This window comes from Pigmentiphaga sp. CHJ604 (genome assembly GCF_036972535.1).
Classification (GTDB): domain Bacteria; phylum Pseudomonadota; class Gammaproteobacteria; order Burkholderiales; family Burkholderiaceae_B; genus Pigmentiphaga; species Pigmentiphaga daeguensis.
In genome coordinates this window covers 1,212,677-1,231,077 of the sequence record NZ_CP136998.1, presented here as the reverse complement: position 1 = coordinate 1,231,077, position 18,401 = coordinate 1,212,677, and the positions used below count along the sequence as shown (strand labels likewise).

The following is an 18,401-nucleotide window of genomic DNA, read 5'->3' as shown; positions in this document are numbered from 1 at the left end:
GTCGCGCAGAATCACGGCGGTGGTGCCGCCGGCTCGGCCACGGGCGGTGCCGTTTCCTTGCCCGCCGCATCGACCTTGGTGCTGCCGACCTTGGCCACCTGGGGGTCGGTCCAGGTGCCGGTGACCTCGTACTGGTAGGCCAGGACCTTGGACAGCGGATCCTTCAGCAGCAACTGGGCCAGGAACACGCTCAGCCCCACCGCGGGGTTGACCGCCAGCCCGTACAGCAGCGAGGCGGCGCCGGCATCTAGCTTGGGCACCACCACCACCTGCAGGCGCTGGGTCTCGTGCGCCAGGTCGGCATCGCCGGCGATGACGACGGTGGCGTTCACGCCGTTCATCTTGAAATCGTCGGTATGGGCCACGCCGTTGGCGATGGCCGCGTGCGCCCGTATCGTGTCGTAGGCGAAGCCTTCGCTGAAGATATCGCGGAAATCCAGCGTCACCCGGCGCGGCAGCGATTGCAGCGACAGCACGCCCAGCAGCTTGGCGATGCCCGGCTCGGCCTTGAGGAACTGCCCCTTGTCCAGCGACAGCTCGACCTTGCCGGACAGGCTCGCCAGGTCCAGCGTGTAAGGCAGGCCCCGCCACGATACCTGCGCCGACATGCTCCCCGTCCCGCCCGCCATGGCGCCGTGCACGCCCATGCGCTCGAGGAACTTGCCGGTGTCGGCCAGCTTGAGCACCGCGTCGAGCGACATCGCGCGCCGGCCTCCGGGGCGGGCGCCGGTTTCCAGCTTCCAGACGCCCGAACCGTCCAGCTCGGCGTCCGGGTTTTTCACGTTCAACCGGCGCAGCCGCCATTCGCGGCCCCGGTCGGAACTCTGGGCCAGCACCTCCAGCCGTCCCAGCGCCTTGCCGAACAGTTCGAAGTGCTCGGCCACGAGATCGATTTCCGGCACGTCCTGGTCGTCGGCGGCGGGCTCGTCCAGCGCGCCGCCGCGATCCGCGTCCTCGGTCTCGCTGTCGACCACCAGCCGCGACAGCCGCGCGCTCAGGCGGTTGGGCCCTTCGCCGCCGTGGGTTTCGGCCCATGACAGGCGGCCGGCCAGCTGGGCCGACTCGACGTCGGCACGCCAGTTGGCGTTGCCGCCTGTCTCCTGCCGCACGGCGTACAGCGTGACCTTGTCGAGCTGGCGGCCATGCACGCGCAACACCGGGGTCGACAGGCTGATGCGGTTCAGGGGAATGTCCGCGCCCCCGCCCTGGCCAGCCCCCGCCGCCGGATCCCTGGGCGGCTCGAACTCCGCGGCCACCTTGCGCAGTGCGTCCACGTCGACCTCGGGCAGGGAAGCGCTCACGCTCAGCCCCGGGCCGCCGATCGTGGCCGCGCGGTTGATGCCGATGGCCCCCCGCACGGCGGCCACGGTGCCGGCGGACGCGTAGTCGCGTTCGACGTGCAGGTTGACGGCGGGCCCCAGGCTGCCGGCGAACCAGTCCATCCGGGGCTTGTCCGCCGTGGCGGCGTTTCCGCTCCATTCCAGCCGCGACGGGCGCGCCTCTTGCGCGGTCTTGCCCAGCGGCGCGGGCAGGTCGGCCGCCAACCCCACCAGGTCGGACTCCACCAGCACGGTGGGCGTCTTGCCGGGCGGGATCCGCACCGAGGCCTTGTAGGCCGTGCGGCCGGACAGCCGCGCCATGCCGGGGGCCTTCCACCAGAAGCCCAGCGCCGCGGCCGATGCGGAGCCCTCGGCCCGCAGCAGGTCCGTGCCGTCCGGCTGCGGGCCGCCGGACAGCTTCAGCGGGCCGTCCAGAGCCATGCCCGCCACGTTGCGCAGGGCGATGCCATGCTGGTCGAAGGCCACCGTCCCGGTCAGCCGCGAGAAAGGCGGCACGGCGGGCGCCAGGGAGAAATCGTTGCCCGACAGCCGGACCTCGCCCTTGACCTGCACCTCGGCATGGCCGGGATCCGCGTCATGGTGGTCGAGCGGAATGCGCAGGGACAGGGGCACCACGAAGTTGCCGCTGGCGGAGGCGTCGTCCAGCGCGCCGCCTATCATGTGTCCCACCGGCGAGCGCTTGACGAAGGCCAGGAACGCCGGCGCCGCCCCGCGCGTCTCGCCATCGATCTCCAGCAGCGGCCCATGCTCGAGGTTGGCGATGGCCGCGCGCGTGCGCCCCATGGCCACGGTCGTCGCGCGGTCCACCCGCACGCGGCCTGAGCGGACGTCCACGCCCATCGACACCCGGTCGAACACGAGATCCCCCGCGAGGTCTTCCAGCCGGGGCCAGAACTCGCCTCGCGCCAGGGGTTCGGGCAGGTAGTCCAGGGTCACGCCGCTGACCTTGCCTGCCACCCGGAACTCCCCGGACTTGTCCGCGCCGTAGGGAAAGGTGTCCAGGTCGCCGCGCAGGCGCACGGCCACGTTCTCGGCCTGTCCCGAGACCAGCGCATGCTGGAGCCAGGTCCGGACGTCCGCGCCGACCACGATGGGGATGTAGCGATGGACCTCGCGCACGTCGGCGCGCGCCAGCGTGCCCCGCAGGTCCAGGGTGCCGGCGGGCCCGCGGCCCTGGCTGCTCCAGTTGCCGCTGAAACTGCCCTCCACGCCGCGGCGGCTGAAATCCAGGCGCTCGACGTCGACCGTCCAGGCGCCGTCGGCCCCCTTGCGGGCCGCGGCCCGGACATCGAAGACATCCATGGGCAGGTCGGGCTCGGCGAACACGCCCGGAAAACGCAGCACGGCGTCGCGCGCGTGGACGTCGACGCGTCCGCCCTGCGCGTCCACCTCGATGCTGCCCCGCAGGTTGGAGAACCCCGGCCGTTGCGGATGGTGGCCATCGTTGACCGCCGGTTCCGGCGCCGCCGCGATCGACAGCCCCGAGAACGCCGCGCGCCCCGATACCCCGGTGGGCTGCGCGGGCGCCCCCTGCCAGCCCAACCGCAGTTCGTCGATCCGGCCCTCGGGCCGCAGCTCGGCCAGCTTCTCGCGCGCCGCCGCTGGCAGGGGCAGGCGGTCCGCCAGATGCAGGCCGGTCGCGAGATCGAATCCGTCCACCTCGAGCTGCGTGGCGGGCGGCGTGCCCTGGCGCCCCGGAGTCCAGGTGGCGGCCAGCCGCTGGGGATGCAGCGCCAGGCCATCGGCGGTCGCCGCGTCCAGCCCGGCCAGGTCCAGCTGGTAGCCGCCGCCGGCCACCGGGGACAGCTCGGCCCGGCCCGCCAGCCTGGCGATGTCCAGCGGCGGCAGGTCCGGCCCGAGCTGCACGCTCAGGTCGCGCAAGGCCAGGCGCGCGCTGCCGGAGCGGATTCGTCCACGGTCGTAGTCCATCCAGGCCCGCAGGTTGCCCGCGCCCTGCCGAGGCTCGCCCGGCAGGTCCAGCCAGGGCCGCCATCCCGCCAGGTCGACGCCGTCCAGCGCCGCGTACAGCGACCCCCGCCATTGCTGCGGATCGGAGGCGTCCAGCGTGAACCAGCCATGCGTGAAGTCCGCGCGCACGTCCAGCATGGACCCCAGCGCGGCGGGCGGCTCGGCCCTGAGCGCGGCACGGTGGTGGCGCCCGGTGTTGCGCATCACGAAGGCCACGTTGCCGATCTCCAGCGGCGGCGCCTCCCGCCGGGCATCGTTCCACCGCAGGCGGGCGCCGCGTACCACGACCTCGCGCTGGGACAGCAGCCAGTCCAGGCCTTCGCGCGATCCGCCCCGGGCCTGGGGATCGACTTCCCAGCCGGCGATCCAGTAGCGCCCCTGCCCATCGCGGCGCGCCTCGAGTTCGGGCGCGTCGAGCTGCAGGCGCAGCAGGCGCGGCTCCAGCACCAGCAGGCTGCGCCACGACAGGATGGCCGACACGCGAGGCAGGACCAGCCCGGACTGCCCGGAGGCATCCGACACCTGGACGGAGGACAGTTCGAAGCTAGGATGCAGGCCCAGCCATTCGGCATCGATCCGGCCTATGGTAACCGAGGCCCCGATCGCGCGGCCGACCATGCGCTCGATGCCCGGCCGGTAGTCGTCGATAGCGGGCAGCACGGCGTAGCGCACGACCACCAGGGCAACCGCGAACAGGAAATAGGCGGCCAGGATCACCCAGACCAGGGGCCGCACCACGAGGCGATAGAGATAGGCTAGGTCGATATGCACGAAGAAACGGCGGAACGCAGTCGTTCCGTCGAAGCGGCCGCTGTGGCCTGGATGGATGAATCGGGAAAATGAAAGCTTATACCGCCCCGCATGTCTTATGCTGGCTTATGCGCAAAACTTCTTCGTGGCGCACAATTCTGTAACGTACTGCCACAACTTTCGCCATGACAGACACTTCGCTGCTCACCCCCGCGCTTTCCTGGTCGGGCCACCTGCGCCGACGCATAGACGCCCAGCCCGACTACGGACGGTGGCTGGCCGACGCGATGACCCGGCCGGTCGACGTCCAGGCCCTGGCCGCCTGGTTCGACGAATTGTGCACGGCCCGGGGCGTGGCCGCGGCCGGCCCCCTCCCGGTGGCGGACTGCCGCGCGGTGCTGCGCAGGCTGCGCGAGCGCGTGTTCTGCACCGTCATGGCCCGCGACCTGGCCGGCCTGGCGCCGCTGGAGGAGGTCGTGGGCGCCATGACCCGCCTGGCGGACCTGGCCATCGAGCAGGCCTACCGCAGCGTGGCGGCCGAACTGGCCGAGGTGCACGGGATCCCGCGCGAGGCCGCCTCCGGCCTGCCGCAGGAAATGCTGATCGTGGGCATGGGCAAGCTGGGCGGCGAAGAACTGAACGTCTCGTCCGACATCGACCTGGTCATGCTGTACGGCGACGAGGGCGAGACCGACGGGCGCAGGCCCATCTCCCATCACGAGTTCTACGGCAGGCTGACGCGGCGCATGATGCCGGTCATCTCCGAGATCGACGCCGACGGCCACGTGTTCCGCACCGACCTGCGGCTGCGGCCCGACGGCGATGCCGGGCCGCTGGCCTGGAGCCTGGACGCCTTCGAGAACTACCTGGTCTCGCAGGGACGGGAATGGGAACGCTATGCCTGGCTGAAGGCGCGGCGCATCGAGGCCCAGGCGTTCGAGGGCAGCGACCCCGCCAGCCAGGCGGCGCAACTGGAGGCGCTGCGGCGGCCTTTCGTCTACCGCAAGTATTTCGACTTCGATGCGCTGGCGGCGCTGCGCGCGCTGCGCGAGCGCATACGCGAGGACTGGAACCGCCGCTCGTACAACGGCACGGGCAGCCAGGCCACGCAGGCCGACAACGTCAAACTGGGCGAAGGCGGCATCCGCGAGATCGAATTCGTGGTCCAGCTCTCGCAACTGATACGCGGCGGCCGCACGCCGACGCTGCAGGAGCGCGGCCTGCTGGCCGCGCTGCATGCCGAGCGCGAGGCCGGCCTGGTCCAGCCGGAGGATGCCGTGCGCCTGGAGGCCGCCTACCGCTTCCTGCGGCGGGTCGAGCATGCCCTGCAATACCGCGAGGACCAGCAGACCCACCTTCTGCCCCAGGACGACGAACGGCGCGCCGAACTGGCCCGCGCGCTGGGCTTCGACGATCCCGCCGGCTTCGAGCGCACGCTGACCGCGCACAGGGAATTCGTCGAAACCACCTTCCGGGGCGTCTTCGGCCAGAACGAAGGCGATCAGTCACCGGGGGACCGCGGCGCGGCCGACCCCGAAGACGAACTGGTCGCGCGCATACGCGCGACCCTGCCGGCCGAGGCCGACAGCCTGCTGCCGCGCGCCTCGGCGCTGCTCGACAGCCCTCGCATACGCAGCCTGCCCGACAACAGCCGGCGGCGCCTGGCCGCCCTGCTGCCGGCCGCCGTGGACGCCTGCGCCGGCACCAAGGCGCCCGCCGCCGCGCTGGTCCGCATGTTCGGGCTGATCGAGCACATCGCCCAGCGCAGCGCCTACATGGCGCTGCTGGCCGAGTATCCCGACACGCTGGCGCGCGTGGCCCGCATCTTCGCGGCCAGCGACTGGGCCGCGGGCTACCTGACCCGGCATCCGCTGCTGCTGGACGAGCTGCTGGACTGGCGCACGCTCATGGTGGAGCCCGACCTGCCCGCCATGGCCCGCAAGCTCAGCGACGAACTGGATGCCTGCGTGATCGACGGCACCGGCGCGCCCGACGTCGAGCGGCAAATGAACCTGATGCGCGACACGCAGCGCCAATGGGGCTTCCACCTGCTGGCGCAGGACCTGGAAGGCCAGTTGACGGTCGAGCGGCTGGGCGACTACCTGTCCATGGTCGCCGACATCATGCTCGAGGAAACGCTCAAGCGCGTCTGGTACAGCGTGTCCAGGGACGAAGGCCGCACGCCCGCGCATTTCGCGGTCATCGCCTATGGCAAGCACGGCGGCAAGGAGCTGGGCTACGCCTCGGATCTCGACCTGGTGTTCCTGTTCGACGACCCGCGCGAGGACGCCGGCGAGATCTACGCCCGCTTCGGCCAGCGCATCCTGTCATGGCTCGGCTCGATGACCGCCTCGGGGCGCCTGTACGAAGTGGACCTGCGCCTGCGCCCCGACGGCCAGGCCGGGCTGATGGTGATCTCGACCGAGGCCTTCGAGCGCTACCAGAAGGAGCACGCCTGGCCCTGGGAGCACCAGGCCATCACGCGCGCCCGCTTCGCCGCCGGGGATCCCGAGGTGGGCAGGCAGTTCGAACGCATCCGGCGCGAGGTGCTGCTGATGCCGCGCGACGCCCGCCAACTGGCCGACGAAGTCATCGCCATGCGCCGCAAGATCAGCGAAGGCCATCCCAACCGCACGCCGGACTTCGACCTCAAGCACGATCCGGGCGGCATGGTGGACGTCGAGTTCGTCACCCAATACCTGGTCCTGCTGCACGCCCGCGAGCACGAGATCCTGGTACAGAACCTCGGCAACATCGCATTGCTGCGCCTGGCCGCCGAAGCCGGCCTGATCCCCGCCGACCTGGCGCGGCGGGTGGGCGATGCCTACCGTACCCTGCGGCGGGAACAGCACGCGCTGCGCCTGCAGGACGTGGAAAAGGCTCGCGTGCCGCAGGAGGCCCTGACGGCGGAACGTGCCGCCGTGATCGAACTGTGGGAACAGGTGCTGGGCCCCCGTTCCTGAGATCCCCGGGGGCGTCGTCCCCCGTCTTCCCCTTCCCCCGATTCCCGCCGGAAGCGGCACGCGGCCGCTCGCCCGCTGCTCCACCCTACCTAGGGTTTCACACAGGTCTTATTTTTGAGTTTTTTACGTAATATGCAAAAAACTCGAATTTCAATGGCGATTATTCGCCACATATTAGATTATATTTTCCATCATGCCCCAAAGACCCGGTCTTTCCTTCAGCCACGTCGGCATCTTCGTCACCGATATCCAGCGGATGGCCGATTTCTATTCGCAGGTCCTGGATTTCACGATCACGGACCGTGGCATGCTCGACGGCCCCCATGGCCCGATCGAACTGGTGTTCACCAGCCGCGATCCGGACGTCCACCACCAGATCGTGCTGGTGTCCGGGCGGCCCGCCGATCTCCGCTTCAACGTCATCAACCAGTTGTCGCTGATGGCCGACTCGCTGGAAACCCTGCAGCGCTACCATCGCCGCCTGGTCGGCGCGGGCGTCGCAGAACTGGCGCCCGTCACGCACGGCAACGCGCTGTCGCTGTACTGCCGCGACCCGGAAGGCAACCGGCTCGAGCTGTACATCGACACGCCCTGGTACGTGTCGCAGCCCATGCGCGTGCCCATGCCCATCGAGCTGCCGCCGGCCGAACTCATGGCCTGGGCCGAGCGGCACGCGCGCGCCCTGCCCGGTTTCCGCAGCCGCCAGGAATGGCGGGCCGACATGGCCCGGCGCATGGGCGTGGAGCAGGCGCCCGCATGACGGAAAGCGCATCCAGCCTGGGCCGCATGCTGATGCTGCTCGATGCCTACACGCACGACCGGTACGCCTGGACGGTGGACGACCTGGCCAGCCACTTCGGCTTCACCCCCTCGTCCACCTACCGCTACGTCAAGGAATTGTGCGCGGCGGGCTTGCTGATACGGCTGCCGCGCGGCATCTACGTGGTGGGCGCGCGCGTGGTCGAGCTCGAGGCCCTGATCCGCGAGACCGACCCGGTCACCCGTGCCGCCCAGCCCATCCTGCGCGACCTGGCGCAGGAAACCGGCTGCCACGTGCTGCTTTCGAACGTCTACGGCGAGCACCTGCTGAACGTGGCGCACGAAGCCGGCGTCGAGCCGCTGGAATTGACCTACATGCGGGGCAAGAGCCTGCCCTGGTTCCGCGGCGCGCCTTCGCTGTCGGTGCTGGCGTTCTGGCCGCGGGCGCGGGTACGCAGCCTGTTCGAGCAGACCCACCCGGACGCCGGCGAGCAGGCCTGGAACGCCACCTGGGCCGGCCTGAAGGCCATACGCAAGGCGGGATACGCCATCAGCCACGCCGGGCTCGATCCCGACGTCATCGGCTACGGCGTGCCCGTGATGGCCGAGGATGAAGTCATCGGAACGATCTCGCTGGTCTGTTCGAAACAGCGGGGGGAGTTCCTCAACGGCGCGGCCCTGGGGGCCGTGCTGCAACAGAAAAGCCGCGAGATCTCCGCCCGCCTGCAGGCGGCGGACTGAGCGGCCACACGCGCGCCTCGACGGGCCGCACGAAAACGGGGACGAAGAGGAGACCCACCATGCATGACACGATCACCGGCCGCCGCCAGGCCCTCGCCGCCGCCGGCATCCTGGCCGCGGTATTGGCGGGCCCCGCGCACGCGCAGACCACCTACCCCAACCGGCCGATCAAGCTGCTGGTCGGCTTCGCGGCCGGAGGCGGCAGCGACGTCGTGGCCCGGCTGGTCGGCAAGGCGCTGTCCGAGCGGGTCGGCCAGCCCGTCATCGTCGAGAACCGCGCCGGCGACGGCGGCAACATCGCCTCGGCCCAGGTCGCCAAGAGCGAGCCCGACGGCTACACGCTGGTCCTGATGACCAGCGGCCACGGCACCAATGCCGCCATGCGCAAGGACCTGCCCTTCGAGCCGGTCAAGGGTTTCAGCTGGATCTCCACGATCACGACGTATCCGTTGACGCTGGCCGTGGCGCCGTCCTCGCCGATCAAGTCCTTCGACGACTTCGTCCGCCGCATCAAGACCGAAAAAGACCGCTACACCTACACCTCGGTCGGCGTGGGTACCGCCATGCATCTCGTGGGCGAATGGATCATGGCCGAAAGCGGCGGCAGCGCGCTGCACGTGCCGTTCAAGGGCGGCGCCGGCCCGATGACCGAGCTGCTGGCCGGACGCGTGGACGTCATGATCGACACCATGACCAACACCGCGCCGCTGTTCAAGTCGCAGCGCGTGCGGCTGCTGGCGACCACCGCGCCCAAGGGCGTGCAGGCGCTGCCCGGCGTGCCGAGCGTGGCCGACACGCTGCCGGCGGTGGTCTTCGAATCGTGGCTGGGCATCGCCGCGCCCGCCGGCACGCCCGCCGACGTGGTCGCGCGCCTGAACCGCGAATTGCGCGCGGTGCTGGATACGCCCGCCGTGCACCAGCAACTGGTCGACTGGGGCGGTTCGCCGCGGGCCTCCTCGCCCGACGAATTCCAGGCCCGCGTCGAGAACGACATCCGCCGGCTGCGCGCCGTCGTGGTCCAGCGCAACATCCAGGCCGAATGAAAGGGGCGCGGGCGCTCAGCCCGCCAGCCACCTCAGCAGCCACAGCGTGACCATGCCCGCGCCTATCATGGCGATCGTGTTGCGGGTGGCCACCATGACCGCCACCGCGATCACGGCGGCCAGCGCGCGCCAGTCGAACACCGGCAGGCCGCCCGGCGCCCATGGCAGCAGGTCCGGCACGATCACGGCCGCCAGCGCCGCGGCGGGCGCATAGCGCAGCGCCCGCCTGACGCCTTCGGGCAGGGGCACGTTGTCGCCCAGCAGCAGGAAGCCGGCGCGCGTGAGCACGGTGCACAACGCCAGCGCGATGATGACCAGCCAGACGTACAGGGAATCGGATACCGGCGGCAGGGTGGACGGACTCATGCCCCCGCCTCCTTGCGGCGCTCCAGCGCCCGCTCCGTGGCCACGCCGGCCCAGACGCCCGCCACGACCGCCAGGACCAGCCCCAGCCGCAAGGGTAGCGGCTGGCCGGCCCACCCCACCAGGGATGCCGCCCCGACCGCCGCGGCCACAGGCCAGCTCGCGACCATGGGCACCACGATCGCGATCAGCGCCAGCACCGCGGCGAACTCCAGCGACCACGACTGCGGCACCACGGCGCCCAGCAGGATGCCGGCCACCGAGCACACCTGCCAGGTCAGCCAGTTGCCCACCGCCGATCCCAGGAAGAACCAGGTCTGCTCCGGCGTGCCCTTGACGGCGGCATCGCCGTAGCGGGGCATGAACAGCACGAAGCCGATGTCGCTCGTCAGGAAGCCCAGTCCCAGGCGGCGCCAGCGCGAGTAGCGGCGGAAATACGGGTGCAGCGCCGCCGCGAAGATCACGAATCTCAGGTTGACCACGCAACCCGCGGCGAACACCAGCCAGACCGGGGCGCCCGCCACGATCAGCGGCAGGGCGGCCAGTTGCGCGGAGCCGGCGTACACCAGGAAGGTCATCGCCAGCGCCAAGGTCTGGCTGAGGCCGATCTTGACCATGGCCACGCCGCTGACCATGCCCCAGACGCCGATCGCGATCGTGGTCGGGGCCAGCGCCTTCAGGCCCGCGACGACGGCCGCCCGGCGCTCCTGGGGGGACAGACCGGGCACTGCGGCGGACGGGCGCATGGCGGACATGGGATCGGGGGGGAACGGCGGCGGGCTCCCGGCGAAGGCCGGCCGGGAAGGAGTAAAGTTATGGCTCGCAGCTATTGTAAGTGATTACCCGAATCTCCCTGGATTCCCGGGAAGCGGCGGGCGTGGACCCCTGCGCGCCCGCTTCGCCGCTGGATCCTGTCGCAGATTGGTACAATATCTGGTTCATTTCGGAGATCCCCATCATGTCGATGTCAGACCGCGACGGCTTCATCTGGTACGACGGCAAGCTCGTGCCCTGGCGTGAAGCCAACACCCATGTGCTCACACACTCTCTGCACTACGGGTTGGCGGTATTCGAGGGTGTGCGTGCGTACAAGACCGACATCGGAACCTCGATCTTCCGGCTCAAGGAACACACCGACCGCCTGGTCAACTCGGCCCACATCTACCAGATGCAGATCCCGTACAGCCGGGAAGTCCTGATGGAAGCGCAGAAGGAAGTGGTCCGCGTCAACAAGCTGGAATCCTGCTACCTGCGTCCCATCGCGTTCTACGGTTCGGAAAAGATGGGCGTCTCGCCCAAGGGCGCCAAGGTCCACGTGGCGGTCGCCGCCTGGGAATGGGGCGCCTACCTGGGCGCCGAGGCCCTGCAGAAGGGCATCCGGGTCAAGACCTCGTCCTATGCCCGCCACCACGTCAACGTGACCATGCCCCGCGCCAAGCTGGCCTCCACCTACGCCAACTCCATCCTGGCGAACCTGGAAGCCACCGAGGACGGCTACGACGAGGCCCTGCTGCTCGACACCGAAGGCTTCGTGGCCGAGGGCTCGGGCGAGAACGTCTTCATCGTCAAGGACGGCGTGCTGGTCGAGCCCGAGATCGCCTCGGCCCTGACCGGCATCACGCGCTCGACCATCCACAGCCTGGCCGCCGACCTGGGCATCAAGGTCGTCACCAAGCGCCTGACCCGCGACGACATCTACATCGCCGACGAAGCCTTCTTCACCGGCACGGCGGCGGAAGTCACGCCCATCCGCGAGCTGGACCGCCGCAAGATCGGCGCCGGCCAGTGCGGTCCGATCACGGCGCGCCTGCAGCAGGCCTTCTTCGACCTGGTCGCGGGCCGCAACGCCAAGTACGGCCACTGGCTCACGCACGTCTGATCGGGAGGAACGGCCATGACCACCGAAGCCGCCAACGCCATCATCGAAGTCGATGCCGATGCGCTTCCGCTTTCGTGCCCGGGGCCGCATACTCCGCTGTGGAACATGCACCCCAAGGTATTCCTGGACATCGGGACGACCGGCGAAGCGAAGTGCCCATACTGTGGCGCCGAATACCGTCTGAAGGACGGCGCCAAGGTACATCATCACTAAATCCCCCCGGGCGCTCGCGCGCCCCTGGGGGGGACATGGCTGACGCTGCCCCGGCCCGCCGGGGTTTGCTTTTTATTCACAGGACCTCCCCGTGCAGCACAACGATTACATCCTGACGCTCGCCTGCCCCGATACGACCGGCATCGTGTACCACGTGTCGGGATTCCTGTTCGAGCGCGGCTGCAACATCCTGGACTCGCAGCAGTTCGGGGACGAGGACACCAAGCTGTTCTTCCTGCGCGTGCACTTCTCGGTGCCGGACGGCCTGGACGCCGACACCGTGCGCAAGGAATTCGCCGCCGTGGGCGAGCGCTTCTCCATGCAGTGGCAGATCCGCGACCCGCACCGGCGCGCGCGCGTGCTGCTGATGGTCAGCAAGCACGGCCACTGCCTGAACGACCTGCTGTTCCGCGCCAAGAGCGGGCAACTGCCCATCGACATTCCGGCCGTAGTCTCCAACCACCCCGACTTCGCGCTGCTGTCCGCGTCGTACGGCGTGCCCTTCTACCACCTGCCGGTGGCGCAGGGCGGCAAGGAACAGCAAGAGCGCCAGGTACTGCAGATCGCCGAGCGCGAGAACGTCGACCTGGTCGTGCTGGCCCGCTACATGCAGATCCTGTCGCCCGAGATGTGCCGGGCGCTGGCCGGCCGCGCCATCAACATCCACCACAGCTTCCTGCCCAGCTTCAAGGGCGCGCGCCCGTACTACCAGGCGCACGACCGCGGCGTGAAGCTGATCGGCGCCACCGCCCACTACGTCACGCCCGATCTGGACGAAGGCCCCATCATCGAGCAGGACATCGCCCGCGTGGACCACAGCATGTCGCCGGAAACCCTGACCCAGGTCGGGCGCGACGTCGAATGCCTGGTGCTGGCGCGCGCCGTGCGCTGGCACGTCGAGCATCGCATCCTGTTGAACGGCCACAAGACGATCGTGTTCGCGTAAATGGTGCTCAAATCCCGCGGCGCTCCGCTGTTCGCCACCTCCGAAGAAGCCGAGCAGGCGTTCTACGACGCGCTGGAACAAGGCGATCTCGCGCAGTTGATGGCCGTCTGGGCCGACGACGAAGACATCGTCTGCATCCATCCGGGCGGGCCGCGGCTGATCGGGCACGACGCCGTGATGGAATCGTGGCGCGAGATCCTGGGCAGTTCGCCGGTGCCGATACGGCCCACGCGCGTCCACGCCGTGCAAAGCATGATGAGTTCGGTCCACACCGTGGTCGAACAACTCATGGTCGACACCTCCCAGGGCAAGCAGCTCGTCAACTGCTATGCAACCAATGTCTTCCACAAGGGTCCCACAGGCTGGCGGCTGGTCTTGCACCACTCGTCGCAAGCCCCTGCCGACCTCGGCCCGACCGAGCTCCAGGACGTTCCCGACCTATTGCATTGAGTTGCCCGCCCATCTCGCATGCCCGCCTACCTGGACACGACACCCTGCCCCACTCCCGCATGGTTGCCCGAAGGACATAGCCAGACCATCTTCGCGTCGCAGCTCTCGTCGCACCATCACGCCTCGTTCCAGCGCGAACGGGTGGACACGCCCGACGGCGATTTCATCGACTTCGACTGGACCGCCCCGGGCCTCGGCCCCGATACGGTCGTCGGCCCCGAGCTGTTCGCGCGGCTGGCCGAGACGGCCGGCACCACCGCCGCGTCGCGCAACGGGCTCGTGCTGTTCCATGGTCTGGAAGGCAGCAGCGCCAGCCACTACGCGCAGGCCATCTCGCAGTATTTCCGGGCGCGCGGCTGGACCGTCGTCGTCCCGCATTTCCGCGGCTGCTCGGGCGAGCCGAACCGCCTGCCCCGCGCCTACCACTCGGGCGACTCGGCCGACGTCGGCTTCATGCTGGACGCGGTGCGGCAGCGCCTGCCACGGATGCACTGGCACGCCGCCGGCATCTCGCTGGGCGGCAACGCGCTGCTGAAATACCTGGGCGAGGCCGGCGCCACCGCCGGCTGGCTCGCCGCCGCCGCGGGCGTCTCGGCCCCGGTCGACCTCATGGCCGGCGGGCGCACGCTGGGCACCGGACTGATCAACCGCCGGATCTACACCCACATGTTCCTGCGCACGCTGAAGTCCAAGACGCTGCAGAAGGCGCAGCGCTTCCCCGGCACCATCGACGTGCTGCGCGTGGCCAACGCGCGCGACCTGTACGAGTTCGACGACGCCTACACCGCGCCCACGCACGGCTTCCGCGACGTCGACGACTACTGGACGCGCGCCTCCAGCAAGCCCCTGCTGATGGACATCGCCATCCCGACGCTGGTGCTGAACGCGCGCAATGACCCGTTCCTTCCCGGCCGCTACCTGCCGACTCCCGAGCAGGCCTCCAGCCACGTGGTCCTGCACCAGCCGGCACAGGGCGGCCACGCGGGTTTCCCCACGGGCAGCTTCCCGAGCAACCTGAACTGGCTGCCGCGCAGGCTGGCGGACTTCTTCCGGAACGGCCGCTAGCCCTGCCCGGCCCCGCATCGGGCAAGCCCCCGCTGACATCCCCGGCGTTTTCTTCGACAATGGAGAAAACCACACGGATGCTTCCATGGCCTCGACTTCCACGGTATCCAACGCCTCGGCCACCACCGGCGGCCGCCTCCTGGTCGACGCGCTGACCGCCAACGGCGTCGACCGCGTCTTCTGCGTCCCGGGCGAAAGCTACCTGGACGTGCTGGATGCCCTGCACGCCCACGCCGACATCGACGTCGTCGTCGCCAAGCACGAAGGCGCCGCCGCCAACATGGCCGAAGCCGACGGCAAGCTGACCGGGCGGCCGGGCATCTGCTTCGTCACGCGCGGCCCCGGCGCCACCCACGCCAGCATAGGCGTGCACATCGCGCAGCAGGACTCGACGCCGCTCATCCTGTTCGTCGGCCAGGTGCCCACCCGCGAGCTGGGCCGCGAAGCCTTCCAGGAAATCGACTACCAGTCCATGTTCGGCGGCATCGCCAAGTGGGTCGTCAGCATCGACGACGCCGCGCGCATACCCGAACTCGTGGCGCGGGCCTTCGCCTGCGCCACCTCGGGCCGCCCCGGACCGGTGGTGCTGGCCCTGCCCGAAGACGTATTGAGCGCCGCCTGCCCGTCCGCGCCGGCCGCGGTCGCCCCGGCAGTCGCCGGCGGCCCCGATCCCGACGCGGCCCCGCGCCTGCGCGAGATGCTGGCCCAGGCCCGCCGTCCGCTGGTCATCCTGGGCGGATCGAACTGGAGCGAGCCCGCCGCCTCGGACTTCTCGGCCTTCATCCAGGCATGGAACCTGCCCGTGGCCTGCGCCTTCCGCCGCCAGGACATCTTCGACAACCGGCGGCCCCAGTACGCGGGCCACCTCAGCCTGGGCATGAACCCCGAACTGGCCGAGCTGGTGCGCGACGCCGACCTCGTCCTGGCCGTGGGCACGCGGCTGGGCGAGATCGCCACCGGCGGCTACACGCTGCTGACGCCCCCCCGCCCGGCCCAGAAACTGATCCACCTGCACGCCGACGCGGCCGAACTGGGCCGCGTCTACCAGCCCGACCTGGCCATCCAGTCCGCCCCGGCAAAGGCCGCCGCGCTGCTGCGCGGCCTGGAAGCCCCGGCCTCGCGCGCCTGGGACGACTGGACCCGCCGCGCCGGCGAACTGCACGCGCGCTACCAGGTCGTGCCCGCGCCGCATGCCGAGGCCCGCGGCGTCGACCTGGGCCGGGTCGTCGCCCATCTGGACCGCGCCCTGCCCGACGACGCCATCGTCGCCAACGGCGCCGGCAACTATGCGGTGTGGCTGCACCGGTTCTACCGCTACCGCCGGCCGCGCACGGAACTCGCCCCCACCTGCGGCGCCATGGGCTACGGCCTGCCCGCGGCGATAGCCGCCAAGCTGCGCCATCCCGACCGCACCGTGGTCTGCGTGTCCGGCGACGGCTGCTTCCTGATGTATCCCCAGGAACTGGCCACCGCGCTGCAATTCGGCTCCGCCGTCGTCGTCATCGTCGTCAACAACGGCATGTACGGCACCATTCGCATGCACCAGGAAAAGCGCTTCCCGGGCCGGGTCAGCGCCACCGACCTGCGCAACCCCGATTTCGTCGCGCTGGCACTGTCGTTCGGCGCCCATGCCGAACGGGTGGAAAGCGCCGAAGCCTTCCCCGCCGCATTCGAGCGCGCCTGCGCGGCCGGCCGCCCGGCGCTGCTGGAGCTGCGCACGGATCCCCGGCAAATCACGCCGCAGTCGTGGCTGGCGGGGCATGGATAGCGATGTCCTGGCCGCCATGGCGCGCTGGCCCGACGTGCCGGACGCGTATGGCTGGTTGTCGCTGGATGCCCGGGGCCGCTGGCGCCTGCATCCCGCCGGCGACGCCCTGGCGGGAGGGCCGGGCGTCTCCATTTCCAACACCGGGATCCTGGCCTTCATCGGACGCAACTACGGGCACGACGAGCAGGGCCGCTGGTTCTTCCAGAACGGTCCGCAACGCGTGTTCGTGAGGCTGGACGCGGCGCCGCTGATCCTGCGCCAGGCGGATGCGGCCGGTTCGCTGGCCACCCATACCGGCCATGCCGTGTCCCGCGTGGATCGCTGGGCGCTGGATGCCATGGGCAGGCTCTACGCCGCGACCGAACACGGTCCCGCCATGGTCGAGGATCGCCATCTGCCCGACGTACTGGAACGCATGAAGCTGGCATCGGGGCAGCCGCTGCTCGATGCCCCGCCGGGCTGGTTGGCCGACACCGGCCAGGCGCCGGCCGGGGCCGCGACCCTGTCCGTGGTCTATCCGCCGGTTGGCGCCGCCGCCGCGCCGCTGGCCCCGTTGCGCGGCCCGGCCGGCCAGGCCTTCGGCTTCGTCGACAGGCCCGGGCCCGTCAGCTCTGGAAGCGCTTGAGCAGGTCGCGCTCTTCCTTCAACCGGCGCTGGTATTCGCGCACCTTCGCGTCGATCTGCGACTGCTCGTAGAAATCCCTGGAAGCCGCGCGCGCCTGCTGCAACTGCTCGACCGCGGCCGGCAGGGCGCCGGTCATCGCGTAATAGTCGGCCATGCTGCGGCGCTCGTTCACAGTGCTGCCCAGCCGCGAATAGCTGACCGCGGCCATCTGGTAGAAGCGGGGCTCGTCGCTCCACTTGAGCATCTGCTCTTTCAGGAAATCGACCGCCTCCTGGTTGCGGCCGGCGCGTTGCAGGGACTCGGCCATTGCCATGGCCAGGCCGCGCTGCTCGGGCCAGCGCGCGACGGCGCTACGCGCCAGGCTCATGGCCTGTTGCGTGTCGTTGCGCGCCAGCGCCAGGTCGATGGCCAGGTGCTCGAGCATGAAATGGGTGCGCGCGCCCGACGTGGCGGCCAGGTAGGCGTCGTTGGCCTTGCCGTATTCGCGCTGGCGCACATAGCCCAGCGCCATGCCATAGTAGGCCGCGGCACGCTCGATGCCCTGGGCCTCGGTGCTGCGGTTCTGGAAATAGCGGATGGCCTCGATGGTGTCCTGGCCGCTGTTTGCCTGCAGCATGCGCATCTTGGCGCGCACGAAATAGAAATCCGAGGAACTCGGGCGGTCATGGATCACCACGCCGCGCGCCCGGTTCTGCATGTCGGACATGCGTTCGATGGACAGGGGGTGGGTGCGGGTGAAGGCCTGGCCGGTCCTTTCATTCAGCCCCGACGCCTGCATCAGCCGGCCAAAGAACGAGGCCATGCCGTTGACGTTGTAGCCGGCCGCCTCCAGCATCTGGAAGCCGGTGCGGTCGGCTTCGCGCTCGGCCTCGCGCGAGAAGCCCAGTTGCGAGTTGATCGCCGCGGCCTGGCCGAAGGCCATCGCCGCCTCGGGCGCCTGCGAGTTGCCGCGCGCGGCCACCAGCGCCGCCAGCAGGGCCGCCACCATGATCAGCGTGTCCTGCTTCTGCTGCACCAGACCCCGGGCGATGTGCCGCTGCACCACGTGGCCGATTTCGTGCGCCAGCACGCCGGCCAGCTCGGACTCAGACTGCGCGGCCACCACCAGCCCGGTGTGCACGCCTATGTAGCCGCCCGGCATCGCGAAGGCGTTGATGCTGGGATCGCGCACCGCGAACACGTTGATGTTGGGCGTGCCTGCGGGCGCCTGGGCCGACAGCTGGCGCGCCATGCCGGTCAGGTACTGGAGCAGGTCCGGATCGTCGATATAGGCCGGGTCGCGCAGTGACTCCATCATGATGGCGTCGCCCAGGCGCTGCTCCAGCCGCGGCGAGAGCTCCTGCGCCGCCGAGTCCCCCAGGTCGGGCAGCCCGACCGGCTGGGCGGGCGCCAGCGCCGGCGCGGCCGCCGCCAACAGGGCCGGCAGCAGCAGCGCGACGGCCTTGCGGCGCAGCGACGGGGAACGTTCGGAATTCGGCATACCGGTATGATAGCCAGCTTGGGCGACGGGTTCCCGCTCCCCTGTCGA

General features: G+C 70.0%; 15 protein-coding genes. 11 read left to right on the top strand and 4 right to left on the bottom strand.

The genetic code is table 11. From position 1 onward, the window contains the following. Positions 1 to 11 precede the first annotated feature (11 nt). Positions 12 to 4,079, bottom strand: a complete 4,068-nt coding sequence (locus tag R4823_RS05985) for a YhdP family protein (protein WP_176400649.1) — start codon at positions 4,077 to 4,079, stop codon at positions 12 to 14. Positions 4,080 to 4,243: 164 nt separating this feature from the next. Here R4823_RS05985 and glnE point away from each other — a divergent pair, with 164 nt between their 5' ends. From glnE to R4823_RS05965, 4 genes are all read left to right on the top strand, one after another. Then, positions 4,244 to 7,021, top strand: a complete 2,778-nt coding sequence (gene glnE / locus R4823_RS05980; RefSeq protein ID WP_087837096.1) for a bifunctional [glutamate--ammonia ligase]-adenylyl-L-tyrosine phosphorylase/[glutamate--ammonia-ligase] adenylyltransferase — start codon at positions 4,244 to 4,246, stop codon at positions 7,019 to 7,021. A 193-nt stretch (positions 7,022 to 7,214) separates the two neighbouring features. Next, a complete protein-coding gene (locus R4823_RS05975; RefSeq protein ID WP_087837097.1) occupies positions 7,215 to 7,781 on the top strand; it encodes a VOC family protein in 567 nt (188 codons plus the stop codon). Further along, a complete protein-coding gene (locus R4823_RS05970) occupies positions 7,778 to 8,521 on the top strand; it encodes a helix-turn-helix domain-containing protein (RefSeq protein ID WP_087837098.1) in 744 nt (247 codons plus the stop codon). The genes R4823_RS05975 and R4823_RS05970 overlap by 4 nt, the downstream gene beginning before the upstream one ends. A gap of 59 nt (positions 8,522 to 8,580) precedes the next feature. Beyond that, a complete protein-coding gene (locus tag R4823_RS05965; protein WP_087837099.1) occupies positions 8,581 to 9,564 on the top strand; it encodes a tripartite tricarboxylate transporter substrate binding protein in 984 nt (327 codons plus the stop codon). Positions 9,565 to 9,579: 15 nt separating this feature from the next. Here R4823_RS05965 and R4823_RS05960 read toward each other — a convergent pair whose 3' ends face one another. Further along, entirely contained in the window at positions 9,580 to 9,930 is a 351-nt protein-coding gene (locus R4823_RS05960) for an AzlD domain-containing protein (protein ID WP_087837100.1), read from the bottom strand. After that, on the bottom strand, positions 9,927 to 10,682 hold the full coding sequence (locus R4823_RS05955) for an AzlC family ABC transporter permease (RefSeq protein ID WP_243724405.1): 756 nt from the start codon (positions 10,680 to 10,682) through the stop codon (positions 9,927 to 9,929). The genes R4823_RS05960 and R4823_RS05955 overlap by 4 nt, the downstream gene beginning before the upstream one ends. A 203-nt stretch (positions 10,683 to 10,885) precedes the next feature. Between R4823_RS05955 and R4823_RS05950 the strand changes: the two genes are divergently transcribed. The 7 genes from R4823_RS05950 to R4823_RS05920 all read left to right on the top strand — a co-directional run bounded on the left by R4823_RS05950 (position 10,886) and on the right by R4823_RS05920 (position 16,873). Continuing rightward, complete coding sequence (locus R4823_RS05950; protein WP_087837282.1) at positions 10,886 to 11,806, top strand: branched-chain amino acid transaminase; 921 nt, start codon at positions 10,886 to 10,888, stop codon at positions 11,804 to 11,806. 15 nt (positions 11,807 to 11,821) lie between these two features. Further along, on the top strand, positions 11,822 to 12,019 hold the full coding sequence (locus R4823_RS05945; RefSeq protein ID WP_087837101.1) for a zinc-finger domain-containing protein: 198 nt from the start codon (positions 11,822 to 11,824) through the stop codon (positions 12,017 to 12,019). Between the two features lie 91 nt (positions 12,020 to 12,110). Next, complete coding sequence (purU, locus tag R4823_RS05940; protein ID WP_087837102.1) at positions 12,111 to 12,965, top strand: formyltetrahydrofolate deformylase; 855 nt, start codon at positions 12,111 to 12,113, stop codon at positions 12,963 to 12,965. A gap of 27 nt (positions 12,966 to 12,992) precedes the next feature. Then, positions 12,993 to 13,415 (top strand): nuclear transport factor 2 family protein, encoded by a 423-nt coding sequence (locus tag R4823_RS05935; protein WP_087837283.1) that lies wholly within the window; start codon positions 12,993 to 12,995, stop codon positions 13,413 to 13,415. 18 nt (positions 13,416 to 13,433) lie between these two features. Continuing rightward, positions 13,434 to 14,480, top strand: coding sequence for an alpha/beta fold hydrolase (locus R4823_RS05930; RefSeq protein ID WP_087837103.1), 1,047 nt, complete (start codon positions 13,434 to 13,436; stop codon positions 14,478 to 14,480). 85 nt (positions 14,481 to 14,565) lie between these two features. After that, positions 14,566 to 16,248: a thiamine pyrophosphate-binding protein gene (locus R4823_RS05925; RefSeq protein WP_087837104.1), complete on the top strand. Its 1,683-nt coding sequence runs from the start codon at positions 14,566 to 14,568 to the stop codon at positions 16,246 to 16,248. Next, on the top strand, positions 16,241 to 16,873 hold the full coding sequence (locus R4823_RS05920) for a DUF2946 family protein (RefSeq protein WP_338617925.1): 633 nt from the start codon (positions 16,241 to 16,243) through the stop codon (positions 16,871 to 16,873). Before R4823_RS05925 ends, R4823_RS05920 begins: the two co-directional genes overlap by 8 nt. Here R4823_RS05920 and R4823_RS05915 read toward each other — a convergent pair. After that, positions 16,854 to 18,353, bottom strand: a complete 1,500-nt coding sequence (locus R4823_RS05915) for a M48 family metalloprotease (RefSeq protein WP_087837106.1) — start codon at positions 18,351 to 18,353, stop codon at positions 16,854 to 16,856. The genes R4823_RS05920 and R4823_RS05915 overlap by 20 nt on opposite strands. Positions 18,354 to 18,401 lie beyond the last annotated feature (48 nt).